Raw genomic sequence first — 26,375 nt, forward strand, 5'->3', positions numbered from 1 at the left:
ACAACCCGTCCGGCCGGCGGCAGCTGATTCCGCCAACGACGGGTGGCCGGACGGTCAACGGCGACAGCCGAACCGACACGAAGCGGCGGAGACGGAGCGCGTCGGTGACGCCTGGGGCGGTGAGGACACCCTTAAAGGCGTCGGGGAACCTACGTTCGGTATGAACGTCGTGCCGGACACGAGCGTGGTAATCGACGGCCGCGTCTCGGCGACAATCGAAGATGGGCAGTTCGAGGGAGCGACGATCTGCGTCCCCGAAGCGGTCGTCGCGGAACTCGAGGCGCAGGCGAACGACGGCATCGACAGCGGCTGGGACGGCCTCGAGGAACTCCAGCGGCTGGCGGCCCTCGCCGACGAGGGAGTCGTCGACCTCGAATACGTCGGCGAGCGGCCGAGCGCCATCGAACGAGGGCACGCCTCCGAGGGCGAAATCGACGCCGTGATTCGGGACCTCGCGGAGGAACTCGAGGCCACCTTCATCACCAGCGACATCGTCCAGTCGGAGGTCGCACTGGCGAAGGGCCTCGACGTCGAATACGTCTCCCCCGAGGCCCGCAAAGTCGGCACCCTGACCATCGAGGAGTTTTTCGACGACGAGACGATGAGCGTCCACCTCAAGGCGGACGCCGTCCCGAAAGCCAAACGCGGCGAACTCGGGGCGATGCACTACGAGCCGATCGCCGACGAACCGCTCGACGAGGCGACCATGGACGAGTACGCCCGCGAGATCGTCGACGGCGCGAAGGAAGCCGCCGGCGGGTTCATCGAGCTTTCGGAGCCGGGGATGAAAATCGTCCAGTTCCGGGATTACCGGATCGCGATCGGTCGCCCGCCGTTTTCCGACGGCATCGAGATCACCGCCGTCCGCCCGATCGCCCAGACCGACATCGAGGATTACGAACACGCCGACGAACTGAAAGACCGGCTCCTCGAGCGCCAGCGAGGCGTCCTCATTTCGGGCGCTCCCGGAGCGGGGAAGTCGACGTTCGCGCAGGCCGTCGCTCGCTACATCACGGATCACGACTACTCGGTCAAGACCATGGAGAAACCGCGGGATCTGCAGGTCGGCCCCGACATTACCCAGTACACCGAACTCGCGGGCGACATGGCCAAAACCGCGGATGCCCTGTTGATGGTCCGACCGGACTACACCATCTACGACGAGGTCCGCAAGACCGACGACTTCGAAGTGTTCGCCGACATGCGCCTCGCCGGCGTCGGTATGATCGGCGTCGTTCACGCGACCAGACCGATCGACGCGCTGCAGCGGCTCGTCGGCCGCGTCGAACTCGGGATGATTCCCCAGGTCGTCGACACCGTCGTCTACATCGAGGCCGGGAAAGTCGAAACCGTCTACGACGTCAGGACCGAGGTCAAAGTGCCCGCGGGCCTCACCGAAGAGGACCTGGCCCGACCGGTCATCCAGGTGTCCGATTTCCAGACGGGCGAACCGGAGTACGAAATCTACACCTTCAACCGCCAGGTCGTCACCGTCCCGCTCAAAGAAGAGGAGGGCGGCCCCGGCAGCGAATCCGGCGTCGACCGCATCGCCATCCAGGAGATCGAACGCGAGATTCGCTCCGTCGCCCGCGGCTACGTCGACGTCCAGCTCAAAGGGCAGGACAGAGCGATCGTGTACGTCGAAGAGGACGACATCTCGAGCGTCATCGGCAAGGGCGGCGGTCGGATCTCCGACATCGAAAACCGACTGGGGATCAGCATCGACGTCCGCACTCACGACGAGAATCCCAGCTACGGCGCGGCCGCGGGCGGTGCCGGCGGAGCCGGCGGAACCGGCGACGGTGGCGGTGGCGGCGGTCAGGCCGGCCAGATGGTCCAACCCGAGATCACGTCGAGACACATCGTCATTCCCGTCGACGGCAACCACGGCGAAACCGTCGAAATCCAGGCCGCCGGCGACTACCTCTTTACGGCGACGGTGAGCCGCGGCGGCGAGATCCAGGTGTCACGCGGCAGCGCGATCGCCGAGGAACTCGAGCACGCGATCGATCGCAAAGCGCCGATCACCGTCGTGCCGTCCTGAGAGAGCCGAACCGCGAACGAACGGCGTGAGTGAGCGGCGTTTTTTGGTGCAGATTTTTTGGAGGAGCGGGGCGCGAGCGAAGCGAGCGGCCCCGACGAGAAAAAAAGGTGCGTGCGCGAGATCCAGGTGTCACGCGGCAGCGCGATCGCCGAGGAACTCGAGCACGCGATCGATCGCAAAGCGCCGATTACCGTCGTGCCGTCCTGAGAGAGCCGAACCGCGCGTAACCGGACGCGACGCGACACGTTGCGTCGGGACGAGGGGTACCGCCGGCGAGTCAGGCATCGGGCGGTTTTTCGGCGCCGTCGCGAGTGACCCGATCGACGAGCCAGCGAGGGCGAAACTCTCGCAGGGGAGCGGTGTGCGCGAATGGCCGACACTCCGGGTCAGGGCGACCAAATCCCCTGTTCCCGATCGAGCAACGAGACCACGACGACGTGCGGGAGCGTCAGCACGGCGATCCCGACCAGATAGACCGCGAGGACGTCGGCGACGGTCGCGGGCGTCCGCGGGACGGAGATCCAGATACCGACGAGTATGGCCAGCGCGGCGACGGTCAACGGTACCGCGTCACGGACGAAGCGGTGAACGGCGGTCCAAATCGCACCGCACTCGAGGGCCGCGCTGGCGACGGGATCGACGAGCATCGTTCTAAGGACGTGCCGGAGGGAGTGCCAGAAACAGAAGTAGAGACCGACCGCGAGGATCGGCGGCACGGTGGCGAAGTAGCAGACGAGACCCAGCGTCTCCGCGGCGTCGACGAGCCACGGCCACCGCTCGCCGGGGCTCGTTCGACGGGCCCCGAGGAGGAGCGAGAGCGCGATCAGGGACCCGAACCCGATCGTCACGGCCGCCCGAACCGCCGGTTCGAAGAGCGGATCGAGCGCGGACGCCGCGCCGGGGTCGAACAACCCGACGAGCGTCTCGGCGACGAACGCGTATTGTCTCGGGAAGGCGACCAGTGGGACGAGCATCGGGAGACCGCCCCTGACGAGGAGGGCGAGCAACCGGCTGGCCCGCGTCTCGAGGTGGTCGGCGCCGACGAATTCGAGGAGCGCGTAGACGTCGCCCTGCCCCCAGTGGACGAGCGTGACGAGGACGAACAGGACGAACGCGGCGACTGGTGCGAGAAACCAGACGACGGCGTATGCACACCCGAGGACCAGATAGAGGACGCCGACGAACGCGAGCGATCGCGGCGTCACCGGGTCGTCTCGGACCCGCGGTAACACGAGATGGTCGACGGCGCCGTGGGGGAGTCCGAGAACGAGGACGCTAAGCGCCAGCGGCACGTACTGGTAGACGAGCGGTGGCGAACCGAACGCGATCGTCGCCACGGCGGCGACGGCGAGCAGCGAGCCGAAGCCGAGGCTCAGCCGAACGGCCCGCGATCGGCTCTCGGCGCTCGCTCGTCCGTCGGCGCGCCGGTCGATCACGTCACTGGTCATCGGAAACGGTCGGAAACCGCGGAGACGCGTTCGTCCACGCCGAAACGCCGTCGATTCGCTCGAGCACCCAGATGTACATGGTGATCCCCTGGACGATGAAGAGATTGGTGACGAGGAAAAATAGCGCTTCCTCGATCGGGAGTCCGAGGAGTGCGTAGCCGGTGGTGTACGTGTCGGAGATGACCCAGACGCCGAGTTCGATCGCGATCCGGTCGACGAACCAGAGGTACAGCGTCGGGACGGCGACCGCGACCAGCAGCGACCGGCGGACGTCCCACAGGTACGTCGACCCGAACCCCCACTGAACGGCGAGGACCGGCCCGGCCCAGAGGAACAGCCAGCCCAGATAGTACGTCGCAGTGTCGTCGAGGAGCACCAGGCCGACGACGGCGATCGCCAGTCCGCCGGCGACGCCGAGCAGTCGGTGTGTGCGGGGAATCGCCAGCGGCCGATCGGCGGTCGGTCTCACATGAAACAGCCAGAGCGCGGTCAGTATCGGCTGGAGGACGAAGAAGAGGTACTCCTCGATCGGCGTATGCCAGACGGTCGCGAGGACGGCACCCTCCCCGTACCACCAGACGCCGGCGGGGATGAGGCGGTTCGTAAACGGCGTCGTGTAGGGGACGGCGAGGACGATCATGGCGCCGAGTCCCGAGAGGGGGCGGACGCCCCACCAGACGCGATCGCGCCGGAACGCGAGCCACCCCAGAATCAGGATTGGCGGCACCAGGAAGGCGAGGTGGATTCCGAGGTACGTGAGCGGGACAGTCATGGGTAGGTCGACGTTCGCTGTCGGTGCGCCGGCGGGGACCGGGGCCTCCGTGATCGACAGTACGAAGGGAAGCGGAATAGTGCCGTGTCCATACTGGTTAGGGACGATCGGGGGAACTTGCCCGGGATCGGTCGAGGACGGCCGAAAGTTGGAATCCGGACGGGACACCCTCGTCGGTCAGGGAGCAATCGGGGATCGGTTCGATCAGTCGTCGCCAGAGACGGGTCCGGGCACGCTGGTGCCGTAGTCCGCCCCGCCGGTGATCGCGTCGGGTTCGTCGGCGATGTAGAGCATGGCGACGAACGTCACGGCGTACTTCGTGATCATATCGAGGATGCTATACCCCCAGGAGGTAACGGTGACGTCCAGAATGGCGAATCCTTCGACGCCGAGCGCCCAGAGGATCGGATAGCCGAACCAGCCGACGACGGTGAGGAGTTTCAGCGTCCGGAACAGATCGGCCGTTCCCGTCACCGACGCCTCGGCGGTCCAGTCGACGAGGATGATGTAGACGATCACGAGAAAAAAGATCGTTCCCAGGACGAACCACCACCACCGCAGCACCAGCGAGGACGTGGTCAGTGCGGCGGCCAGGCCGGTGACGCACATCGCGACCGTGAACGCGCAGGTCGTGAGGATCTTCGTCCAGTTCGACCCGGCGATCATGCCGAGCGCGATCAGGATAAACGGGGTCGAGAACGTCCACGTGAGGTATCGACCCCACATCGTCAGGACGCCGTCCTGGCCGGCCGTCGTCGCACCCGCGGCCGGATGACCCGGCGGCATCTCGACGACGCCCAGGGTCAGCCCCGACGTGAGCCCGCTGTAACTCGAGATCGAAACGATCGAGATCAGCATCAGCGCCATCGCGATTGCCTTCGACCGGGAGTCCGTCAGGTTCCGCCCGAGGTAGGCGATTCCGAGGATGGTGATCCCCGCGAGGGCGATGTTGACGACGAACGACAGCGCGAGCAACGTGTTGTCACCGCCGAAGACGTACTCGAATAGTTCCCGGTCCGTCGCGACGTTCTGCAGGACGGCGTTCTGGGCGCGGAAACCGAGGTCGTGGACTGACTGCATGAACAGGGATCGCTTCACTACCGCGACACATAAACGAGTGTCTGCCTCGATCCAGAGACTCACGAGCAGTGATCGGAGTCGTGCCCGGGCTCCGCGGTCGTGTCGATCGCGGGCGCCGTCCGTCGATCACTCGCGTCCGAACCGGCGAACCAACTCGATCGCGGGTCGGTCGCGAGACGAGCGTCGCGAAGCCGATCGTCGGGAGTCGATGCTGCGTCCTCAGGCCGGCGCGGCCGTCGGCGTAACGGCCCGTTCCAGGACGGAGCGACTCCTGAGCAGGATCACCCCGAATCCGACCTTCGCCGCGAGGTCGAGCACCATGAACGCCGCGGTTTCCCAGTACAGCGGGAGGATGCCGAACGTCCCCTCCGTGCCGAGGATCCAGACCACCGGGTAGAGGAACCACAGCGCGATGACCAGGTTGCGGAGTCTCCCGAACAGCGCCGCGACTTCGGGGGATTGACTGCGCGCGTTCTCGGAGAGCGTCCCGACGAGGACGTACAGCAGGGTGAGCAGAGCGCCGGTGCTGATCGCCCACCAGGCGATCCGGGTGCCCGGGGTGGACGAGAACGCCGCGATCGCGCCGGTCCCGATCATGAAGACGTCGAGGCCGATCAGCGTCGCGATCGTGTTTCGGTTCGCCCCGGCTAGCAGCGCGAGGTCGAGCAACAGCAGCGGCGTCGTGAACAGCCAGTCGGCGTAGCGCGCCCAGTAGATCGTGAGCGTCTCGTCCCCGACCACCACTTCGGTGACGCCGAAGGCAGTCGCCATCGCGAAGTACATCGCAGCGGCGATGGTCGTGATGAAGATCGTGATGATGTAGAACTCCTGCATCTTCTGGTCGCGAACGCCACGTCCGCGCCCGATGAAGTACAGGGTTCCGAGGGTCATCCCGATCGTGCCGATCCACAGCCAAATGGATTCTGGGCCAACTGTTGCGGCCATGGTGGCCGCTAGAACGCGCACATACATACTGCTTGACCCTAACGGAAATAACCCCTATCGTGGACGCTATGTCCAGAAATTTGACGTAGAGCATGAAACCGCAGCGTATTTTGGGGCGTTCTGTGTCCGGTCGGATACCCCGATCACAAAGCGCCCCCGACAACCGATGACTTCGACTGATCCGAACGATCCGATCGCGGACGCACTCCTTGGCGAATCGACGTACGAGCGACTCAAAGTAGAGCGCTACGCGCTGATCAAGGGCCGAATTCCGCAAAAGCTCGTCTACCAGAGCGGCCTGCTGTTCGCGCTCGCACTCGTCGTTCCGATCGTCGCCACGTATCCGTCGTCGGTACAAGCGACGTTTCCGGGCAGCGATCCACTGTGGTCGTCGCCGCTCGTCCTCTGGGTCGGGGTCTACGCCGGCGGCATCGAATTGGGAACTGCAACCAGTCTCGTCGCGGTGGCGATCGCGCGCCGGCGCTACGAACCCTCCCTATCGGAGTCGCAGGTACACGCGATGCTCAACGTCGAGGACGTCGCGTCGATGTTCGGACTGGCGACCGGCGGCTTCGCGATCCTGATCACGGTCGGGTTCTTCCTGCTCGGCCACGCCGGCACCGAGACCGTCACCGCCGTCGTCGACTCCGCACCGCGAAATCCCTACGGACAGACCGGCGTCTCGGTACCCGTGATCGCCGTCGGTGCCGCTGCGGCGATCAGTTCCTGCGTCGTCTACGCCGTCGGCCGATACCTCTCCTCGCGGTGAGCGACGACCCGGCAAAGAGTCTCGCGGCGGTACCCGAGCGACCGATCGGAAGGACCCGGTGACGATCGATCCGGCCGACGCAAAGAGTGCAACCGTGCGGAACGGAGGCTTTCGAGGCTGGAAAGTGGACACACGATCAGTCAACTCCGCAGATACCAGACCGTGTGCGTCCAATACACGGGTAGAGAAACTAGGTGTTTAAGGGTTAGCTTCAAATACGAAACAATCGTTCAGGTATTTCGTGAACAACGGAGTGATTCCAACGAATGAGCGTAGATAGGAAGACGTTCGTATTCTCGGACGTGGCGCCCACGAACGGAGCGTTCGTCACGGATCGCCGCTCGCTCGAGGTCGTCCGCGAGCGGATCGTGGCAGCGATCCGGACCAGCGTCGGCGACGCCGGCGCGGACGGCGTCGTCGTGGCGATGAGCGGCGGACTCGACTCGACGCTGACGGCGGCGCTCGCGGTCGAAGCCGTGGGCAACGAGAACGTGCTTGGACTGGGGCTGCCCTGTCACAAAACGGATGCGGCCCACGTCAGCGACGCCCGGACGCTCGCCGAGGGAATGGGGATCGATTACGAAGAGATTCAGCTTCGGCCGCTTCTCGAGGCCTTCGAGGGGACGGTCGCGAGCGAACTCGAGTCGGAATCGGCGTCGGACGCGAGCGGCCGATCCGACGAGCGAACCCACGCGGTCGGGAACGCGGTCGCACGGCTGCGGATGGTCACAGCCTACTACGCGGCGAACCGCCAGTCGCGTCTCGTGATCGGAACCGCGAACCGCTCGGAGCGACTGCTGGGGTACTTCACCAAGTACGGGGACGGCGCGGCCGACGTCTATCCGCTCGGCGACTGCTACAAGACGGAGGTCCGGGCACTCGCGAAACACGTCGGGATTCCCCGCCGCATCATCGGCAAAGAGCCGACGGCGGGATTCTGGGCGACCCAGACCGACGCCGACGAACTCGGCGCGCGATACGACGTGATCGACCCGCTGTTGTATCGGCTCGTGGAAAACGACCTCCCGCTCGAGGAGGCCATCACCGAACTCAGGATCGATCCCGAGACGGCCGGTGAGATCGCCTCGAGATTCGAGGCGACGACTCACAAACGTACGGTCCCGCCGACACCGGGAATCGGTGACCGCGCCGATAGCCGCGCGTTCGACGGATCGACCGGGCCCGAGTGAGTCCGGCGACCCGTCGTGACGACCCGCCGCGGAGGAAGTGACGGCACGCACAGCCTGCCCGTGACGCTGCTCTACAGCGTATCTCGGGGACGTCGGTGGACGAACTCACCTCACCGGTCGGATTCGTCGGCGTACAGGTCGGGATTGCGCCACCAGAAGAGCCCCCAGGAGAGCAGGAACCCGCCGGCCATCGCGACGATGTCCAGGAGAAACGTTGGAAGGCCCAACCCGGTGATCGCGACGAGCGTCATCGCAGCCCCGAGTGCGGCCCCCGTGACGACGAACACGACGTCACCGAGGATTCGGGCTCGAGAGTGCGTCCAGTAGTGCTGTCGGTCCTCGTCGTACCAGACCCCTACGTAGATCACGACCGGAGACATCGCCGAGATGACCGTGACCGCCCGATACGTATCGGGAAACACGGTCGGGACCAGGACGAAGACGTTGAGCACATTCGCCACCAGCGTCGCGACGAACAACCCGGCCATGAGCCATCCCCACCGCGGTATCCGCTCTTTGTCCATATCAGGGACGGTCACCGCGAGAAAATAATTCTGCCGCTCCGCGGGTTATTCCGCGCAGCAGGCGTCCTTTTTCGGCGCCTCGTCGACGCCGTTGCCGTCGGCTGCGACCGGTTCCTCGAGCCGATACAGGCTCTGGCGAGCGTCAGCAAAGTAAATATCCTCGTCGACGATGCCGATTTCCTCGAGTCGCTCGAGTGCGTACCGCACCGTCCGGGCCGAGAGCATAGACTCCTCGACGATCTGTTTTTGTGTCAGTGGCCCGTCGTACTCGAGAACCTTGAAGACCAGTTTCGCACTCGGTGGCAAGTCTACTATCTCTTCCCCGTCGGTCTCTTCCATGTTACGAATCGAAAGGCCCCAGGAGTATAAAAGTTGAGCCTTACCCCCACAGCTAATAGTGACAGTTTACGACATTATTCGGTTCGTAAATTGCGCTCTGAGGAGTTGCACGGCTGGATATGAATTTCGCAGCTGAGTGGTCGAAACAGGTCGGATCGAGCGATACTCAGGATCGGACCGGCAATGAAACGGGAATGCGCCACCCGATCCAAACGGGCGCGTCCCGCGACGAACGCGCTACCGACGGCCACCGTTTACCGATCGTTGGATCGGTGGGATTTCGCCTCCCCGCCGACGGCGCGATGGCCACCGCTCCACGCTCGGTAAACGGTGTCGCCGACTCCGACGTGATGCGAGTGCGAGGCTACAATTGCTCCCAGACTTGCTCGTCGTCCTCGAAGGCGTCCGGATCGTCGGGAGCCGAAAATTCGTCGCTCCCCCCGAGTTCCGTGACCGAATCGGCATCGAGCTCCCCGTCGGCGTCGACGACCGGTGGCTGTTCTTCGAGGTCCATCTCCGGCCAGGCGGTCTCCTCCCACAGGCCGCTGTCGCTGTAGTAGTACACGACGCTGTCGTTGACGACAGCGAACAGACCGCGTCGCTCGTCGTGGACGACGCGCTCGTTGGTATCGATCGCGACGTCGACCACGTCCTCTAACGTATCGAGCGAGACGTGGTAGTCGCCGATCCACATCGGGATCGACCCGCGCGAGATCCACTCGGTGTAGCGCTGTTCGTGGACTGCCCGGCGGGCAGCGTCAACGACGATCGGCGAACGACGGGCGACGACCGGCGAGAGCCGACCGGCCCAGACGGGGCCCTCGGACCGCGACGCCCAGTCGAGGGAAGGTGAGATTTTCGACCTGCTTTCCAATCAGCGTCGCCGCTACGCCATCCACTACTGCAAACGCGAAGACGAACCCGTGACGCTCGGCGATCTCGCCGAACACGTCGCCGCGTGGGAACTCGAGAAGGACCTCGACGAGATAACCTCCGCGGAGCGAAAGCGCGTCTATACGTCCCTCCAACAGTCGCACCTTCCGACCCTCGAGCGGGCCGACGTAATCGAATTCGACGACCGGACGATCGAACTCACCGACGAGGCGGCCGAGCTGGACGTCTACCTCGACATCGTTCCGGGCAATTCGGTCTCGTGGGGGGTCTACTACCTGGGGCTGACCGGAGTCGGATCCGTCGTTATGGCGGGGCTGTGGCTCGAGGTAGTGCCGACGGAGACGATACCGGAACTCGGCTGGGCGACGCTGGTGTTCGCCCTGTTTGCCGTGTCGGCTATCGTCCACGTGACACAAACCAGACGGCTGCGCCTCGGTGAAATGGAACGACCACCGTAAGATGACTCGAACCCCCTCACTCGTCGCGGTCGGTTTGATATTCACGGGAGCCGTGACGATGGCCGGACCGACGTTCGGCTTCTCGTCGCTCGCGGCCGACCGTGGGGTTCAGGTGGACACGACGAACGATCCGATGGCGTATCTTGGAATCGTCGACAACTCCGGATCGGTCGACGCCGATATACAAAACAGCAACGGGAACAGTTTGCTGTATTACCTCGACGACAACGTCGGCGTATTCTCGAGTTCGGACATGATCACCGCCGACGTCGTCGCGTTCGACGGAAGTCCGACAGGGCTGAACGCAACCGTGGAACCGGCCAGTGGGTCGAACGATTACGTCGTTTCGGTGTCGTGTGGCAGTTCGAACCTGAACGCCCAGGGTACCGCGACCGTCGACATCGTCGCCGACGGGGCTGCTCGCGTCGAATTGCAGCGCACGACTGTGAACCAGATCGACGTCAATTGTCGCGGCGGTGGAAACCCCGGTTCCGGTTTCAATTCGGTGTCTGCGAGCGACGTCTCCGGATTCGTTCAGCCGGGCGACGAACGCCAGACCTTCAGCTTCGTTCTGGCTGGAAACCGGAAACCGAACGAGCAGATAGAGATCGATCTGAGCGACGCGCGAGACAACGGCATCAACTACGATCAGACGTTCTGGGACGGCGACGTTCGGATCGAAAGCGGACAGGGTTCCGTCTGGACGAGCGGCGATAGCATCGTGTATCAGGTGTCGTCCCAGGACAAGCGTGGGGGCGAGATCGTCATCTCCGCTGGAAGTTACGCGACCGACGGGAACGGCGGCCCGTATGAGGCCTCCTTCACCCGTGTCGACACCGGAGAGATCGGCACCGACCAGTTCCAGATCGACGGTCCGGCCGGCGGCGGAGACCCATTCCTGGACGTTACAGCGGAAGGCGTCCCCCCGAACGCGGGCTCGAGCGGTGAGCGCCAGACTTTCCGCTTCGAACCCGGACAACAGATCACCGCGTACGAGGAGGTTCGAATCGACCTCAGCGAGGCGCAGGGGAACGGGGTAGACTATACGTGGGACACCCGGGTGGAAACCGGAAGCGGCAGTGTCTGGCGAAGCGGTGAGACGCTCGTCTATCAGGTGGATCCGAACGACTACGCGGGAGAGGAGATCGTCGTCTCGATCGCGCTTGCGGACACCGCGGCGAGCGGCGGACCGTACGACGTTGCCTTTACTCGCACCGATACCGGTGATATGGGAACAGACGCGTTCGAGATTGGATAAGGACCCGGACGGTAACCCGAACCCCTTTTCACCACTGACGACAGAATTCGTCCTATGTCGACCGAATCGATCAGCGACCGACGCGAACACATTCGCTCGGTCAGCGTAACAGCCATGTCCGCGCTCCTTGGCATCGGCGCGGCGCTCGCCTCCGCGACCTGGGTCGGGACCACCACTGCGGCGGCCCAGAGCACGCAGGCGCTCGCGTTCGTCCTCGGTGCGGTCCTCGTCCAGTATCTCCTCATCAACGCCTCGGGGATCTACGGCGAAGACGAGTTCGGGACGAAACACTACCTGTTCGTCGCCTTCATGACCTTCGCGCTGTGGTTCGTCACCTGGGGCATCCTACTCACCTCGGAGGCCACGGGCTAACATGGCCGACGACAGCATCGCCGTCGTAGACCTAGACCGATGTCAACCCGACCGGTGTGGCTACGAGTGCAAAAACTACTGTCCGCCGAACCGGACCGGCAAGGAGTGTATCACCCTCCGCGGAGAGGACGCCGATGAGGGCCAACCCGAACAGATTCACATCTCCGAGGAGATCTGTCTGGGCGAGACCTGCGGGATCTGCGTCGAAAAGTGTCCGTTCGACGCCATCGAGATCATCAACCTCCCGAAGGAACTCCAGGACGACCCCGCTCACCGCTACGGCGAGAACGCCTTCTCGCTGTACGGCCTCCCCGCGCCACAGGAGGGCCAGGTAACCGGCATCCTGGGACCCAACGGGATCGGGAAGACGACAGCCGTCAGAATCCTCGCCGGCGAACTCGAGCCCAACCTCGGCCGCTACGAGGAGTCCCCGGGCTGGGACGAGGCGCTCGAGGCCTACCGCGGGACGGAACTCCAGGACTACATCGCGGACGTCCGCGACGGCGACGTCACGGTAGCGCGAAAGCCGCAGTACGTCGACCAGATTCCGAACTCCTTCGACGGCAACACGCGCCAGTTACTCGAGCGGACGAACGAGCGCGCTGCGTTAGACGACCTGGTCGAGCGCCTCTCGATCGAACCGGTCATGGAGCAATCGATCGACGACCTCTCGGGAGGCGAACTCCAGCGAGTCGCCATCGCAGCCACGCTGGCCCGCGATACGGACTTCTACTTCCTCGACGAGATCACGCCGTACCTCGACATCGGCCAGCGCGTGACCGCCGCGCGATTGATCCGGGAACTCGCCGAAGAGGAAGGGAAGTCGATGCTCGTCGTCGAACACGACCTGGCGATCCTCGACTTGCTCGCGGATACGCTGCACGTGGCCTACGGTGAACCGGGCGCGTACGGCGTCATCACGTCGCCGAAATCCGTCCGGAACGGCATCAACGAGTATCTCTCCGGCTATCTCGACAACGAAAACATGCGGATCCGCCCGGACCCGATCGAATTCGAGGAACACGCGCCTCGAACCGAGACGCACGGGGACGCGCTCGTCGAGTACCCCGCACTCACCAAGAGCTACGGCGACGGCGAATTCGGCCTCGAGGTCGAGGCCGGCCAGATTCGCGAAAACGAGGTGCTCGGGATCGTCGGTCCGAACGGGATCGGGAAGTCGACGTTCGCGAAACTATTGACGGGCAATCTGACGCCGGACGACGGTGATGCCGACCTGGACCTCGAGATTTCCTACAAGCCACAGTACGTCACCATCGACCAGCCCATGCGGGTCGACGCGTTCCTCTCGTCGATCACCGACCAGTTCGGCTCGTCGTACTGGAACACCGAAATCGCCCAGCCGCTCCAGTTAGAGCGGATCATGGAGCAGAACCTCTCGGATCTCTCCGGCGGCGAGCGCCAGCGGGTCGCGATCGCAGCCTGCCTCTCCGATTCGGCCGACCTCTACTTGCTCGACGAGCCCTCGGCGCACCTCGACGTCGAACAGCGGGTACAGGCGACGAAGGCGATCCGTCGCTACGCCGAACAGCAAGACGCCACCGTGATGGTGATCGACCACGACATCTACATGATCGACCTGCTCGCGGACCGACTGATGGTCTTCGACGGCGAACCCGCCGTCCACGGACGCGCGGGCAAACCGCAGTCGATGCGCGACGGCATGAACGAGTTCCTCGCGAACCTCGAGGTCACGTTCCGCCGGGACGAGCGCACCTCGCGTCCGCGAATCAACAAACCCGAGTCCCAGCTGGATCGCCAGCAAAAAAGCGAGGGCGAGTACTATTACGCGCCCTGAACCGGACCCCGTACCGATTACCTGATCAATCGCTGACAGCTCCCGCAGAGGTTCTCTTCTTTGATATCGACTTCGCGAACCGTCGGCGAGAAGTTCATCACGCAGCGGTTGTTGTCGCAGTGTTCGAGCCCGTAGGTGTGGCCGATCTCGTGGACGATCTCCTTGCGGACGCGGTCTTCGAAGATGTCGGCGGCGCTCTGGTTCGAGAAGCCGCCGTCGCTCGAGGTCTGGAGGCGGTACGTAGAGACGACGCTCCCGCTGCCGTCGAGATACGCGAGACCGAAGACGTAGTTTCGTCGCCGATAAAAGAGGTCGTGCGGGGTAATGGCGATGTTTTTCGTGCCGCGTCCGACCCGCTCGGCCAACTGAATGAACGTCTCGGCGGAGTACTGGTTCCGGTCGGAATCGAAGGCGCCGTTGGGGACCGACTGCGAGTCGTTGACCGACACGTCGCAGTCGTAGACCGATCGCAACGCGGTGGAGGCCGCCCGCTTGACCGTAGCGGAGACGTTGCCGACCGGGACGATATCGACGAGCATAGCAAGGGCTATGGCCGCGGACGGCATAAACGTCCCGCCGTGGTACACTCTCGCCGGGGTTTCGAATCGATGGTCGGATATCTCGCCGACTACGAACGAGTGATCGAAATCGGCATCGGCCGCCGGACGGACCTGGCTCGGGCGCTGGCGGAACGTGGGGTTTCGGTGACCGCGACCGACGTTTACGATCGCGACGTTCCCGTAGAGGTGCAGTTCGTGCGCGACGACGTCGTCGACCCCGACTCGTCGATCTACGCCGACGCGGACGCGGTGTACGCGCGAAATCTTCCGCCAGAACTTCACCGGCCGGCGCTCGCAGTCGCGCGGGACGCCGACGCCGACCTCCTGTTTACGACGCTCGGCGGCGATCAACCGACGATCCCGGTCGAGCGGAAGCCGATTCGAACGGGAACGCTGTACATCGCTCGAGCACGCCGGAAGTAGCACCCGTCGGCGCTCGAGACGGTCGGGAGCGACGGATCGGTTCGCTCCTGGAGACCGACCGACTCGAATGTATTATCCGAACGTGGGACGTTTCGGGGCTCGTGAACGCGGACGTCCTCACCTCTGCTGCCGTGGCCGTGATCGCCGTCGTCGGTCTCGCGGCCACGATCGTCGGTATCGCCAGCCTCCTCCGGTTCGCGATCCGGCTCTTTTCCGTTCCGGGCGTTATCGTCCACGAATTCGCTCACAAGTGGGCCTGCGGTCTCGTCGGCGTGACCGTTCTCGAGGTGGTGTACTTCCGGTTCGGAGATCCACCGGGATACGTCCGTCACGTCCAGCCCGACCGGTATCGGGAGGCGTTCGTCGTCAGCGTTGCCCCGTTTCTGGTCAACACGGGGAGCGCGTTCTGCCTCTTCCTGGGTCTCGCCGCGCTCCTCGAGACGACGGGCGGTATTCGGTCGGCGACGAACGGACAGCTCGCCATCGCCGTCGTCCTCTGCTGGTTCGCGCTTTCGATCGGGATGTACGCGTTTCCGAGCACGGGAGACGCGAACAGCCTCTGGAACCGCTCGCGAACCGAGTGGCGGCGGTCACCGACGGTGTTGCTCGGCGTCCCCGTCGTCGTCGTGATTTACGTCGCGAATCTGCTGTCGCGGCTGTGGGCGGACGCGCTCTACGCGCTGGGAATCGGGGTCGCGGCGTTTTCTGTCGTCGGTCCGACGGTGATCTGACGGGCCGGTCTCGTCTGTCTCGAGGAGCTCGTCGAACGCCCCTCCGCGAGTCGGTGGGTGAAACGGGAAACCGAAGACGGTGAGCGCGACGCAACCGGGTGGTCTTTATCCGCCGCGACACATCACACCGAGTATGAACGCAGACGCCGTCGTCCTCGATATCGACGGAGTGCTCGTCGACGTCGCAGACTCGTATCGGCGAGCGATCGTCGAATCCGTCGAAGCCGTCTACGACCGGACGATCCGGAAAGCCGACATTCAGGAGTTCAAGGACGCGGGCGGATTCAACAACGACTGGGAACTGACGTACGCGGTCGCGCTCTACGTGTTGGCGACCGAGGAGGGGTACGACGAATCGATCGCGGCGTTCACGGACGACATCCACGCCGCGGGCGGCGGCCTCGGGGCGGCCGAAACCGTCGTCCGCGAGTCGATCGGCGCGCGCGCGACGCAGCGAGTGACCGAGCGGTGGGATCGCTCGCGCCTGCGAGACGTCTTCCAGCAACTGTACCTGGGGGACGAACTCTACCGAGGACTCGAGGACGGGACCCCGGATCTCGAGCGCGAAACGCCGGGGTTCATCCACGACGAGCCCGTGTTGCTCGACGCTGGTGCGCGTGATCGATTGCTCGAGCGCTTCGACGTCGGTATCCTGACGGGCCGGCCGGAAGCCGAGGCCGAGATCGCCCTCGATCGCGTGGGACTCGGTGACGCGATCCCGGCCGATCACCGCTTTACGATGGACGACTGGGAGGAAGGCAAACCGAATCCGCGGGCGCTGCGGATCCTCGCAGAGCGGTTCGACGCCGACTCGGTCGTCTTCGTCGGCGATACCCTAGACGACGTCCGAACGGCCGTCAACGCGAGCGAGACGGATTGCGGACGCGACTACCGCGGCATCGGCGTCCTGACCGGTGGGCTGACCGGCGAGGAGGGTCGACGGAAATACGAACGGGAAGGCGCAGCTGCGGTGCTCGAATCGGTCAACGCCGTGGCGAACCTGCTCGAGTCGTAGTCACGGATCAACGACCGACGAGGCCGAGTCGGCGTTGCCGGACGGCGACCGACGAGGCGAAATCTGGGTCACGAAACGCCACGAGACGGTATCTCGACTGGAGAAATCGAATTCTCGAGCGTCCGAATCCGGTTCATCGAGGGGTGATCGGTGCAATCGTTGGTCGAGGGTCTCGGTCACGACTGATCGCCGGGCAGACGGACGAAGGTGAGCCAGAAGTCTTCGAACGAGCGGCCGAGTTGGATGAATTCGTCGGCTTCGACCGGTTTCTGGACGTAGGCGTTGGCGTGGAGATCGTACGACCGGGCGATGTCCTCTTCGGAGGACGAACTCGTCATCACGATGACTGGGATCGACCGGAGCGCCGGTTCGGACTTGAGTTCCGATAAGACGTCGGCGCCGCTGACGCCGGGCAGTTGAAAGTCGAGCAGGACCATGTCCGGACGGGGGCTGTCCGCGTGATCGCCGCGCTGGTAGACGAAATCGAGGGCGGACTCGCCGTCGGTGACGGTATAGATATCGCTGGCGATATTCGCATCCTCGAACGATTCGGAGAAGAGGCGTGCATCGCCGGGATTGGGTTCGACGAGGAGGATCGTAACGGCGTTCTCGATGGAGGGAGACATACCCTCGTTTCGGAGCGAGACAAGAAGAATCGCTCGGGTTTTCGACCCGAAGATGCTCGACTGTGTGGCGATAGCGATCCGAATCAGACCCCGATGGAGACGATCGGGATCGGCCGGGAAACGACACGATGTTCCGGTGGCGGTGGCGGACAACGGCAGCTATTTCGGGATTGGAACACCATAGAAAGGCGGTTATGGAAGATTCCGAAATCACCGTCGACGTCGAGGTCGAGGTGGAAGTAGATTCCGACGAACTCGAGATCGAAGTCGGGGACAAACGCGAGTTCGAGGCCGAACTCGAGGCCGACGGTCTGACTATCGAAGTCGAGGCGGAAGTCGAGATCGAAGGGGACGAAGGCGAGGAAGAAGAAGCGGAAGACGGCGAGGAAGAAGAAGCGGAAGGTGAGGAAGAAGAAGCGGAAGACGACGAAGCGGAAGACGACGACGAGAACTGACCCCCTCGAGTAGAAACCTTGAACAGGTTATGATTTCTCGGACGTGTCGAAAAACGCTATGTGCTGGTCTCGAAAGGCGGAGGCATGAGCTGGACGGTAATGCCACCATTCGAGGATTACGAGGCGGCCCGCGAAGGGTTTTCGTGGGACCTCCCCGACGAGTACAACCCAGCCGTCGACTTCCTCCGGAAACACGACGATACGAGTCGGACGGCGCTTCGATACGAAAGCCCCGACGGGACCCTCGAGACCTATTCGTTCGACGGTCTCGACGAGCGGTCCGATCGCCTCGCGGCGGCGCTGGCCGACCTCGGCGTGGAAGCGGGTGACCGCGTGGGCGTCGTCGTCCCGCAGAAACCCCAGAACCCGCTGACGCACCTCGCAAATTGGAAGCTCGGTGCCGTGTCGGTACCGCTTACGGTCCTCTTCGGTCGCGATGCGCTCCAGTATCGGCTCAGAGACAGCGAAGCCAGAGCGGTCGTCGTCGATCCGAGCGTTCGGGAGACGATCGACGAAATCCGCGACGAGTGTCCGGCACTCGAGGCCGTGATCGAACTCGGTGACGGCGATTCGGTAGCGGGTGGGGCACACGCCTTCGACGACCTCGTCGCAGGCTTCGAGCCCGGACTCGACGTCGCCGACGCGACGCCGGAGACGCCGTCGGCGATCATGTATACGAGCGGCTCGACCGGCCCACCGAAGGGAGTGCGCCACAGTCACGCGCTCTGGCTCGGTCGGGCCGCCGCGGCGTACAACTACTTCGGCCAGGGCCTGGCGGAAGGCCAGGCAACACTCTGGACACCGGCCGACTGGGCGTGGGGAGCGGCCCTCGGCGGGACCCTCTTCGCGGCGTGGCATCACGGCTGTACGATCGTCGGCTGGCCCCGCGACGGGTTCGACCCCGGGGACGCCTACGAGCTCGTGGAACGCCACGACGTGACGCACGCGTTCATGCCCCCGACCGCACTCCGGATGCTGATGGACGTCGACGACCCCGAGAGCCGATACAAGCTTTCGCTCGAGACGTTCGCCTCGGCCGGCGAGCCACTCACCTCGGAGGTCGTCGAGTGGGTCGACTCGACGTTCGACGACGTCGGGATCAACGAGTTTTACGGCCAGACCGAACTCAATCTCGCCGTCGGAAACGTCGAAAACTGGTTCGACACTCAACCGGGAAGCATGGGGAAACCGCTCCCCGGCTACGAGGTCGCGGTGCTCGATCCGGACACCCACGAGCGCAAGCCACGCGGCGAAGTCGGCGAACTCGCCGTAAAGCCCGGCGACCGCCGCGTCTTCTTCGACGAGTACCACGGATTGCCCGAAAAGACGGCGGCGAAGCGACTCGAGGACGGATGGTTCCTGACCGACGACCTCGTCGAACGCGACGAGGACGGCTACTGCTGGTTCGTCTCCCGGGCCGACGACGTCATCCTCACCAGCGGCTATCGCGTCGGTCCGATGGAAGTCGAAGACGCGATTCTTACCCACGACGCCGTCGAACAGGCGGGTGTCGTCGGCGTTCCCGACGACACCCGTGGCGAAGCGATCAAGGCGTTCGTCAAGCCGGCCACCGAGGAATACGACCCCGACGGGCTTCGCGGGGAGCTCCGCGAACTGGTCCGCGACCGATTGGCCGAATACGAGTATCCACAGCACATCGAGTTCGTCGAGACGCTCCCGACCACGACGACCGGCAAGATACGGCGTCGCACCCTGCGAGACCGCGACGGAACCGGCGACGAGTGACGCGCTTCGGGCCGCGATCCGTCGGCGAATCACTTCCGAGGCGACGGGAGTCAGAATCGGTTTTATTGTGCCTCATCGCGAACGTCAGGACATGTATCGCGTGTTACTGCCCGTCGACACCAACGAGGACCGCGCGCTGGCCCAGGCCGACTACGTCTCGTCCTTGCCGGACGCCACCGAATCGATCGAAGTCTACCTCCTGTTCGTCTTCACCGAGGACAGCGAAGACCTGCCCAGGGAGTTCGAGAAGTTCAAGTCCGCCTCCCGTATCAGCTCCGTTCGACGCGCGCAAGAGGCCATCGAAAACGCCGGCATCGACGTCACGATCCTCGAGGACAGCGGCGACACCGAAGGGGACATTCTCGAGGAAGCCGAGACCTACGACGTCGACGCGATCGTTCTGGGGGGCCGGAAGCGGTCGCCGGTCGGGAAAGCGATCTTCGGAAGCACGACGCAGGGCGTCATCCTCAAGTCGGATCGACCGGTGGTCGTCACGGGCGGGGGCAAAGAATAGTCGCACGCGGCGGTCGCCACGCGGACGGCGATGCGTCCACCAGTTCCGGACGGCAGGTGCGACTCCGCTTCGTCCCACCGCTTGTTTCCGCCGGCAGCCATCTTATGCGAATCCGTGCCCAGTATCCGATATGGAAATTCGGGAGCCGGACCCGGACGAATCGGGCCGGATTCGGGAGGTCGTCGACAGTTCGATGACGACCTCGTTCAGGCTGAGTCCGGGACAGATCGACGCGGTGACCGACGATCAGTTCGCCGACGACGCCGTCGCCGAGCGACTCGAGGACGAGGCAACCGTGCTTCGCGTCGCCGAAACAGGCGACGAAATCGAGGGTGAAACGGTCGCCGGATTCGTCGAGGGACGCCTCGAGGACGGCTGGGGAACGGTGAACTGGCTGTTCGTCGATCCGGAGCACCGGGGCCGAGGGATCGGAACGAGGCTCTACGAGGCGGCCTCGGAAACCATGCGCGACCGCGGCGTCGAACAGATCTGTGTCTCCGTTCTCGAGGCCAATACCGAGGGCCACGGATTCGTCGAACGGTTCGGCCTCGAACACGGGGGCGACCGCCGAATCGAGATCGCCGACGAGTCCCTCGTGAAGTACGCGTATACGGACCCCGGCGTCGACGTCGATCTCCCCGGCGAGTCGGGCACGGAGGATGCGACCGAGGAGGCGTTTCCCGAAACGGAGGCGACCGACGGGATGCTGACGACGACCGACGACGGCGAGACGGTGTACATCGATCGCGACGAGGAACGATCCGGAACCGCGGCGCCGTTTTACGTGACGTACGAGGACGAAGCCCTCACGGACCAGTACGGTTTCTACTGCGCGAACTGTGGGTCGGTCGACATCTCGATGGACAACGTGGATCGCCTCGAGTGTGCGGACTGCGGGAACACCCACGCGGAGCGGTCCGGCGAATCGTACGACGACTCGTATCTCTGACCGACGCCGCCGCGGCGACCCCGAGCCGAAGCGCGGATGCGGTCCGACGATGGTCGTGCCCTCACTTGGCGAAGAGGCTGTCAGCGGTCGCTGCGCCGACGACGCTGAAAACCGCGCCGACGCTGATGGCCTTGAACGTCGTCGTCGCGAGGGCGCGGGTCGAATCGGCCTCGAGGAAGGTCTCGGGTGCACCGAACAGGAGCGCGAGGACGGTGACGGACCCGAAGGTGACCACCATCAACGAGATGAATCGGATCGGGACCCCGGCGACTTCCTGTTCTTCCTCGGCCTCGCGGGTCGTATCGGCCTTGTACAGCGCCGCGTACCCGATGGCGAAGACGACCGCGACGGTCCCTACCGCCTGTGCGATGTGCATGTTCCTCGCGAGCCTCCAGACCTCCTCCGTGACCACGAACGGACCCGCGAGCAGGAATCCCCCGACGATCTGCTGTGCCGAGTCCGCCAACCGGAACTCGGGCGGGCGGCGCGGTCGTCGAAGTTTCATGGCAGAAGATACCGACGGAAGGCTAAAATACTCCCGCTCGAGCGGCTCCGTCCGTCACACGGGGGCGCCCGGCGGAGAGCCGTCGTCTAGACGAATACGAGAAGCGCAGCGTAGCCCGCAGCCCCACCGGCGAAGGCCCAGAATCGGCTCTCGCGATCCGAGGGCAGTTCCTCCTTGATCACGTTGAGGACGACGCCGCCGGACAGAAACGGCACGAACACCGCGACGAGGAGTTCGGTCCCCTCGAGTGCGTAGCCGGCCGCGAATCCGGCGATCACGGCACCAGACAGTATCCACCGACCCTGACGGTCGTAGACTCGACCGTGGTGGTCACGAAGTCCGTCGTCCGTCACGACGAAGTGGAGCGCCATCGCGAAGACGAAGAGTCCGACGGTGCCGAGTTCGGGGTCCCATAGGAGGGAGCCGATGATCGCGTTGTAGGCGGCGAACGATCCGAGGTGAATCCAGAAGAGTCCCGTTGCCGAGCCCCCTTCGGGTCGGTCTTCGACGGTGTTGGTCCGTCTTGCGAGGTGCTCGAGACCGTAGAAGACGACGAACCCCGAAAGCGCGATCAGATAGCCGTATCGTTCGGCGAACGCCATCGGACTCCCGTGGCGTTCGATCGTCGTCGCGGCGTCGTGAATCTCGGGCAGGAGGTGGACGAACACGTACGCGACCGAAATACCGCCAGCGGCGGACAGCCACCGGCTCCGCGGGGTTCGACCGCCCACGCCCAGTCGACCGGCGAACAAATGCACCAGTGCGAGGACGGCCGCGTACGCGAAAAGGATCTCCACGGGCGGACCCGCTGGTTCCAGCTGACGCATCGGCGGGGACTACACGCCGAACGGATATGTCGGTTGGCCGATCGACTCAATCGTCCGTGCTTTGCGGCCGATTACCGCCGATCGGCATCGCCTCGCCGACCGTCCCCGCGGTTCGGCGAAGGAGACGGCGGAACGACTGCCAGCGACGGACGAACAGCGCGACACCCAGGACGATGTAGATGGCCGTGTAGACGAGCAACAACTCGGTACTCGAGACCGGCAGTTCGACGTACTCGCGGATGATAACGAACTCGAAGAGGACCTGTGAGAGGAACAGGCCGAGTAGGACGAGCGCTTCCCTGACGGAGATCTGAAACCGAAGGAGGAGGGCGATGGCGAAAAACGACTGTGCGGCGGTCAGCCAGATCTCCGCAGATTGCTTGGAGTCGAACACGAGAACGCCGTATCGGCCGAGTGCGAGCGAGTGGACGACGACGAGCGTTCCGATGAGCAGCGTCCACTGATTGAGTTTCGAGGAGATGAGCGCGTTGAACCCCGCGGTCGACCGCGCCTTGTTCACCAGGTAGATGACGACGATGAGTTCCGGCGATTCGGACGCCAGCGGCGCGATCCACTGGATCATGAAGAACGAGGGGACGCCGATGCCTCGACCGAGTTCCTCGAGACCGTGTGCGAAGGGTTCGACGGCGGTGAAGATCATCGCGCCGGCGTAGGCAAAGAGAAAGAGAACTGTGGCGATCCGCCGACCCCTGGAGAACTGTTGTAAGTACGCCGGGACGCCGACGTGTTGTGTCTCGGGTTCGGCCTCGCCGCGGAGGATAACCGCGATGTAGAGGACGTAGAGCCCGACCAGAAACAGCATGTCGAAGACGTCGATGCCACCGTTGAGTGGAACCAGAAACGCCCAGACCGTCGCGACGAGCAAGAACACCACCTCGAGACCGATATCGCGATCGAGGACGACGACGTCGGCGAGGAAGCCGGGCCGTGGTTCCACGGCGGGATCGGACGACGATCCCCGCCGGAAGATCGTAAAGAGGGCGATCCCGGCCCAGCCGATACCGATGAGGATCCTGTTCGCGCCCGTCATGTTGGCGACCGCGAGGTTGCCCGCCTCGATTCCGCGGTCCGTTTCGGCGAAGACGCCCGCGTTCCAGGCGTACAGTGCGTCGACGGCGTATTCGGGGGCGACCGCCAGGACCGCGAGGACGGCGATCGCGAACGCTCGAGGAACGTCTTTCTCGGCCGTTTCGGCCGCCCACGCGAGCAGGAACGAGGCTCCGAGAACCGCGAGGCCGGTCACGATAACCGTCCCGAACGTCGACAGCGTTCGGAACACCGCCGGGGCACGGTACCCGAGCCACGGGAGAAGAGACGTCGAGCTCCAGACGGCGACCCAGGGAAGTGTCAATGCCAGTGCGACCGAGATGGGGGCGAGCGCTCGTCGTCTCATGGAGATCTCTGGAGATGCGTACCGGCCGAATGGCAATACATGATGCGATGCGACGCAGGTATCCGACTACTGCTGCGGCGCGAGTTCCTCGTACGGCTGGACGACCACGAACCCGTCGGAGCCCGAGAAATCGAGCTGATAGGTCTCGTCGGAGGACGAGCCGATCATGTTCGAGAGGCTCTTGTCGACGTAGTTGCCCGGGGAAAGATTCCCGCTCCACGCGACGGTCGCGCTGGGGTCCGTTCGAACCGGGGGCTGCAAGACCAGCGGCTCACCGTGGGTGGTGATCGCGACGGAACCCGGCCCGGAGAGGAAGACGTTCGTCATTCCGCCGGCCGAGAACCCGGCGATGCTCTTCATCGTCCGAATCTCGTAGTTTACGCTCGACTCGAACGCGAGGACGTCGTTGCCGTTGACCGAGATCTCGTCTCCCGCGTCGAGTTCGATGAGCTGGATCTTCTTTTCCTGGTCGGCGACGTAGAGGTGACCGGTACCGGTCGCTTCCATCACGTCCGTCCCTTCACCCGTCGCCTTCTCCTTTAAGAATCCCGTAATCCCACCCTCCGCGGAGGACTTGCCTTCGAACGAGATGTCTCCGCTGTAGGCGACCATCGATCCGGTCTTCGTGGTTACGGATCCGTCGAGATCGATGTCGAGGAGTTTTCCGTTCTCGAGTTGAAACGATTCGCCGCCTTCTTTCGGTTCGTTTGCGTTGACAAATTCGTCGACATTCATGATATACCGAGCCGGAGAACGGCTCTATCGGGCCGGTTGGGAGGGAGGTATCAAATAAGTACGCATAGATAACATTTCACCACCTGAAATTGTCGGGTATCGATCACGCTTCGTTCCGGATGAAATCCGCCGCCTTCTCGGCGATCATCGTCGTCGGCGCGTCCGTGTTTCCGCTGGTGATCGTCGGCATCACCGACGCGTCGACGACGCGCAGCCCCTCGAGCCCGTGGACGCGGAGTCGGTCGTCGACGACGGCCACGTCGTCGTCGCCCATTTTACACGTGCCGACGGGATGGTACAACGTCTCGGCCGTCTCGCGGATGTGTTCGATCAACTCGTCGTCACTCTGGACGGCCGGTCCCGGAAGCAGTTCTTCCCCGCGATACTCGTCGAACGGATCGGCCTGCATGATATCGCGACCCAGTTTGAGCCCGGCGAGCAACACCTCGAGGTCGGCGCCCTCGGTCAGATACTGCGGGTCGATCACGGGATCGTCGAAGGGATCGGAAGAGCGAAGCGTAATCCGGCCACGGCTCTCGGGTCGAAGCTGAAGCGCGTTCAGGGAGAACCCGTGGCCCTCTGGGTTCTCGAACCCGTGTTCGACGAAGTGTGCGGGAGCGAAGTGAAACTGAACGTCCGGGGTGGTGGCGTCCTCAGTGACGGTCGCGAACCCGCCGGCTTCCCCCACGTTCGACGTCAGCGGTCCGCTCTTTAGTACCACGAATTTGAGAAGGTTCAACAGCGAATCCGCGTCGTCGAGGGTGATCGGTTTCTCGCATTCGTAGTCGACGCCCGCCTGCAGGTGATCCTGCAGATTTCGGCCGACACCGGGGAGGTCCGTGACGACGGTGATATCGTGGTCGGCGAGGTGGTCGGCCGGACCGACGCCGGAGAGCAAGAGGAGCTGCGGTGAGTTGATCGCCCCGGCCGACAGGACGACTTCCTCGGTCGCGTCGACCGTCGCGGAGCTGTCGGCGCCGCCGTCGCGCGCGTACGCGACGCCGACGGCCTCCCGCCCGTCGAACCGAATCCGCGTCACTCGCGCGCCGGTCACCGCAGTCAGGTTGGGCCGATCCAATACCGGTTTCAGGTACGCGTCAGCAGCACTGTGGCGACTGCCGTCCGCCTGTGTGACCTGGTAGAATCCGACCCCCTCCTGATCGCCCGCGTTGAAATCCTCGTTGCGTGGCAGTCCCACGACGTGCCCGGCCTCGACGAACGCTTCGCTGAGTTCGTTGCGCGACTGGTGGTCGGCGACGTTCCTGGGACCGCTAATAGCGTGGTAGTCCGAGATGCCGCGCTCGTTGTTTTCCGCCCGCATGAAGTACGGCAACACGTCCTCGTACCCCCAGCCCTCGTTTCCTACCTCGGCCCAGTGATCGTAGTCCGCGGGCTGACCCCGGATGTATATCATCGCGTTCATCGAACTCGAGCCCCCGAGGGTCTTCCCGCGCGGCCAGTAGAGTTCTCGGTCGCACAGCTCCGACTGAGGGGCTGTGTGATAGTTCCAGTCGACCCCCGACTCGAACAGTTCCGAGAACGCCGCCGGAACGCCGATTTCGCGCTTCTCGTCGGGCTCCCCCGCCTCGAGCAACAGCACCTCGGTCTCGGCGTCGGCCGACAATCTGTTCGCGAGAACGCACCCCGCCGGTCCCGCACCCACGATGACGTAATCGTACGATCGCCCGTCCCCCGACATGATAATAGATGACATAGTTACGGATCGTTATAATAGTTCGTTTCACAGTACGAGGTCACGACGAGTATCGACCGATCGCCGGAGTCGACCGCGGGAAACGCCGGCGACCGTTCCCGCCGAACGCCGACGTTCGTCCCGTGTCTCGGAACGAGACGAGTCGACTGCGACACGATTCTCGCGGACGGACGGGAACGGACTGACCCGGAGACGGTCGTCGATACTCGCAATTCCGACGGGACACGCACGAACGGTGACCCGTACTTCAAC

The 26,375-nt window shown here is 64.2% G+C and carries 27 protein-coding genes and 1 pseudogene; 14 read left to right on the forward strand and 14 right to left on the reverse strand.

The annotated features are described in order from the left end of the window. The first annotated feature begins 160 nt into the window (after positions 1 to 160). Positions 161 to 2,044 carry a PINc/VapC family ATPase gene (locus NJT13_RS09890; protein ID WP_254521409.1) on the forward strand — a complete coding sequence of 628 codons (1,884 nt, stop codon included), beginning with the start codon at positions 161 to 163 and terminating at the stop codon, positions 2,042 to 2,044. Positions 2,045 to 2,430: 386 nt separating this feature from the next. Here NJT13_RS09890 and NJT13_RS09895 read toward each other — a convergent pair whose 3' ends face one another. The 4 genes from NJT13_RS09895 to NJT13_RS09910 form a co-directional block, all read right to left on the reverse strand. Further along, on the reverse strand, positions 2,431 to 3,492 hold the full coding sequence (locus NJT13_RS09895; protein ID WP_254521410.1) for a Brp/Blh family beta-carotene 15,15'-dioxygenase: 1,062 nt from the start codon (positions 3,490 to 3,492) through the stop codon (positions 2,431 to 2,433). Then, positions 3,482 to 4,264 carry a lycopene cyclase domain-containing protein gene (locus NJT13_RS09900; RefSeq protein ID WP_254521411.1) on the reverse strand — a complete coding sequence of 261 codons (783 nt, stop codon included), beginning with the start codon at positions 4,262 to 4,264 and terminating at the stop codon, positions 3,482 to 3,484. Before NJT13_RS09900 ends, NJT13_RS09895 begins: the two co-directional genes overlap by 11 nt. 204 nt (positions 4,265 to 4,468) lie before the next feature. Next, a complete protein-coding gene (locus NJT13_RS09905) occupies positions 4,469 to 5,344 on the reverse strand; it encodes a bacteriorhodopsin (RefSeq protein WP_254521412.1) in 876 nt (291 codons plus the stop codon). A 219-nt stretch (positions 5,345 to 5,563) separates the two neighbouring features. Continuing rightward, positions 5,564 to 6,289 (reverse strand): bacteriorhodopsin, encoded by a 726-nt coding sequence (locus NJT13_RS09910; protein WP_254521413.1) that lies wholly within the window; start codon positions 6,287 to 6,289, stop codon positions 5,564 to 5,566. A gap of 166 nt (positions 6,290 to 6,455) precedes the next feature. On the opposite strand from NJT13_RS09910, the gene NJT13_RS09915 reads away from it, so the two are divergent. Both NJT13_RS09915 and NJT13_RS09920 read left to right on the forward strand, forming a co-directional pair. Further along, on the forward strand, positions 6,456 to 7,058 hold the full coding sequence (locus tag NJT13_RS09915) for a hypothetical protein (RefSeq protein ID WP_254521414.1): 603 nt from the start codon (positions 6,456 to 6,458) through the stop codon (positions 7,056 to 7,058). A gap of 266 nt (positions 7,059 to 7,324) precedes the next feature. Continuing rightward, a complete protein-coding gene (locus NJT13_RS09920) occupies positions 7,325 to 8,248 on the forward strand; it encodes an NAD+ synthase (RefSeq protein ID WP_254521415.1) in 924 nt (307 codons plus the stop codon). 110 nt (positions 8,249 to 8,358) lie between these two features. On the opposite strand, the gene NJT13_RS09925 is transcribed toward NJT13_RS09920, so the two are convergent. The 3 genes and pseudogenes from NJT13_RS09925 to NJT13_RS09935 all read right to left on the reverse strand — a co-directional run. Continuing rightward, entirely contained in the window at positions 8,359 to 8,772 is a 414-nt protein-coding gene (locus NJT13_RS09925) for a hypothetical protein (RefSeq protein ID WP_254521416.1), read from the reverse strand. Positions 8,773 to 8,817: 45 nt separating this feature from the next. Then, positions 8,818 to 9,111, reverse strand: coding sequence for a MarR family transcriptional regulator (locus NJT13_RS09930; RefSeq protein ID WP_254521417.1), 294 nt, complete (start codon positions 9,109 to 9,111; stop codon positions 8,818 to 8,820). Positions 9,112 to 9,475: 364 nt separating this feature from the next. Then, positions 9,476 to 9,901: pseudogene (locus NJT13_RS09935) on the reverse strand (DUF5305 family protein); the annotation flags it as partial. Between NJT13_RS09935 and NJT13_RS09940 the strand changes: the two are divergent. The 4 genes from NJT13_RS09940 to NJT13_RS09955 are packed head-to-tail and all read left to right on the forward strand — an operon-like array spanning position 9,879 to position 13,909. Beyond that, entirely contained in the window at positions 9,879 to 10,463 is a 585-nt protein-coding gene (locus tag NJT13_RS09940; RefSeq protein WP_425499810.1) for a DUF7344 domain-containing protein, read from the forward strand. The pseudogene NJT13_RS09935 and the gene NJT13_RS09940 overlap by 23 nt on opposite strands. Before the next feature lie 58 nt (positions 10,464 to 10,521). Continuing rightward, on the forward strand, positions 10,522 to 11,721 hold the full coding sequence (locus tag NJT13_RS09945) for a hypothetical protein (protein WP_254521418.1): 1,200 nt from the start codon (positions 10,522 to 10,524) through the stop codon (positions 11,719 to 11,721). Between the two features lie 54 nt (positions 11,722 to 11,775). After that, a complete protein-coding gene (locus NJT13_RS09950) occupies positions 11,776 to 12,093 on the forward strand; it encodes an EMC6-like membrane protein (protein WP_254521419.1) in 318 nt (105 codons plus the stop codon). A 1-nt stretch (position 12,094) separates the two neighbouring features. After that, positions 12,095 to 13,909, forward strand: a complete 1,815-nt coding sequence (locus NJT13_RS09955; RefSeq protein WP_254521420.1) for a ribosome biogenesis/translation initiation ATPase RLI — start codon at positions 12,095 to 12,097, stop codon at positions 13,907 to 13,909. 17 nt (positions 13,910 to 13,926) lie between these two features. Here the strand turns inward: NJT13_RS09955 and NJT13_RS09960 are convergent, their stop codons facing one another. Then, positions 13,927 to 14,448 carry an archaemetzincin family Zn-dependent metalloprotease gene (locus tag NJT13_RS09960; RefSeq protein WP_254521421.1) on the reverse strand — a complete coding sequence of 174 codons (522 nt, stop codon included), beginning with the start codon at positions 14,446 to 14,448 and terminating at the stop codon, positions 13,927 to 13,929. A gap of 39 nt (positions 14,449 to 14,487) precedes the next feature. On the opposite strand from NJT13_RS09960, the gene NJT13_RS09965 reads away from it, so the two are divergent. The 3 genes from NJT13_RS09965 to NJT13_RS09975 all read left to right on the forward strand — a co-directional run bounded on the left by NJT13_RS09965 (position 14,488) and on the right by NJT13_RS09975 (position 16,638). After that, entirely contained in the window at positions 14,488 to 14,892 is a 405-nt protein-coding gene (locus NJT13_RS09965; protein ID WP_254521422.1) for a UPF0146 family protein, read from the forward strand. Between the two features lie 101 nt (positions 14,893 to 14,993). Beyond that, positions 14,994 to 15,623 (forward strand): metalloprotease family protein, encoded by a 630-nt coding sequence (locus NJT13_RS09970; protein ID WP_254521423.1) that lies wholly within the window; start codon positions 14,994 to 14,996, stop codon positions 15,621 to 15,623. A gap of 133 nt (positions 15,624 to 15,756) precedes the next feature. Then, positions 15,757 to 16,638 (forward strand): TIGR01548 family HAD-type hydrolase, encoded by an 882-nt coding sequence (locus NJT13_RS09975; protein WP_254521424.1) that lies wholly within the window; start codon positions 15,757 to 15,759, stop codon positions 16,636 to 16,638. A 176-nt stretch (positions 16,639 to 16,814) separates the two neighbouring features. On the opposite strand, the gene NJT13_RS09980 is transcribed toward NJT13_RS09975, so the two are convergent. After that, the gene (locus NJT13_RS09980; RefSeq protein ID WP_254521425.1) at positions 16,815 to 17,264 is read right to left on the reverse strand and encodes a response regulator; all 450 of its coding nucleotides are present in this window, start codon (positions 17,262 to 17,264) and stop codon (positions 16,815 to 16,817) included. A gap of 194 nt (positions 17,265 to 17,458) precedes the next feature. Between NJT13_RS09980 and NJT13_RS09985 the strand changes: the two genes are divergently transcribed. The 4 genes from NJT13_RS09985 to NJT13_RS10000 all read left to right on the forward strand — a co-directional run bounded on the left by NJT13_RS09985 (position 17,459) and on the right by NJT13_RS10000 (position 20,928). After that, entirely contained in the window at positions 17,459 to 17,719 is a 261-nt protein-coding gene (locus NJT13_RS09985; RefSeq protein ID WP_254521426.1) for a hypothetical protein, read from the forward strand. Between the two features lie 84 nt (positions 17,720 to 17,803). Beyond that, positions 17,804 to 19,465: an acetate--CoA ligase gene (locus NJT13_RS09990; protein ID WP_254521427.1), complete on the forward strand. Its 1,662-nt coding sequence runs from the start codon at positions 17,804 to 17,806 to the stop codon at positions 19,463 to 19,465. Positions 19,466 to 19,556: 91 nt separating this feature from the next. Then, positions 19,557 to 19,979: a universal stress protein gene (locus tag NJT13_RS09995; RefSeq protein ID WP_254521428.1), complete on the forward strand. Its 423-nt coding sequence runs from the start codon at positions 19,557 to 19,559 to the stop codon at positions 19,977 to 19,979. 130 nt (positions 19,980 to 20,109) lie between these two features. After that, positions 20,110 to 20,928: a GNAT family N-acetyltransferase gene (locus NJT13_RS10000; RefSeq protein WP_254521429.1), complete on the forward strand. Its 819-nt coding sequence runs from the start codon at positions 20,110 to 20,112 to the stop codon at positions 20,926 to 20,928. Positions 20,929 to 20,989: 61 nt separating this feature from the next. Here the strand turns inward: NJT13_RS10000 and NJT13_RS10005 are convergent, their stop codons facing one another. From NJT13_RS10005 to NJT13_RS10025, 5 genes are all read right to left on the reverse strand, one after another. Continuing rightward, positions 20,990 to 21,433 carry a DUF2391 family protein gene (locus NJT13_RS10005; RefSeq protein WP_254521430.1) on the reverse strand — a complete coding sequence of 148 codons (444 nt, stop codon included), beginning with the start codon at positions 21,431 to 21,433 and terminating at the stop codon, positions 20,990 to 20,992. A gap of 86 nt (positions 21,434 to 21,519) precedes the next feature. Next, positions 21,520 to 22,260: a hypothetical protein gene (locus NJT13_RS10010; RefSeq protein ID WP_254521431.1), complete on the reverse strand. Its 741-nt coding sequence runs from the start codon at positions 22,258 to 22,260 to the stop codon at positions 21,520 to 21,522. Positions 22,261 to 22,306: 46 nt separating this feature from the next. Further along, a complete protein-coding gene (locus NJT13_RS10015; RefSeq protein WP_254521432.1) occupies positions 22,307 to 23,674 on the reverse strand; it encodes a sodium:calcium antiporter in 1,368 nt (455 codons plus the stop codon). Between the two features lie 66 nt (positions 23,675 to 23,740). Further along, positions 23,741 to 24,409, reverse strand: a complete 669-nt coding sequence (locus NJT13_RS10020; protein ID WP_254521433.1) for an AIM24 family protein — start codon at positions 24,407 to 24,409, stop codon at positions 23,741 to 23,743. A gap of 103 nt (positions 24,410 to 24,512) precedes the next feature. Next, positions 24,513 to 26,108 carry a GMC family oxidoreductase gene (locus tag NJT13_RS10025; RefSeq protein ID WP_254521434.1) on the reverse strand — a complete coding sequence of 532 codons (1,596 nt, stop codon included), beginning with the start codon at positions 26,106 to 26,108 and terminating at the stop codon, positions 24,513 to 24,515. Positions 26,109 to 26,375: the final 267 nt, after the last annotated feature.

This window comes from Natrinema caseinilyticum (assembly GCF_024227435.1).
In the GTDB taxonomy this organism is placed as follows: domain Archaea; phylum Halobacteriota; class Halobacteria; order Halobacteriales; family Natrialbaceae; genus Natrinema; species Natrinema caseinilyticum.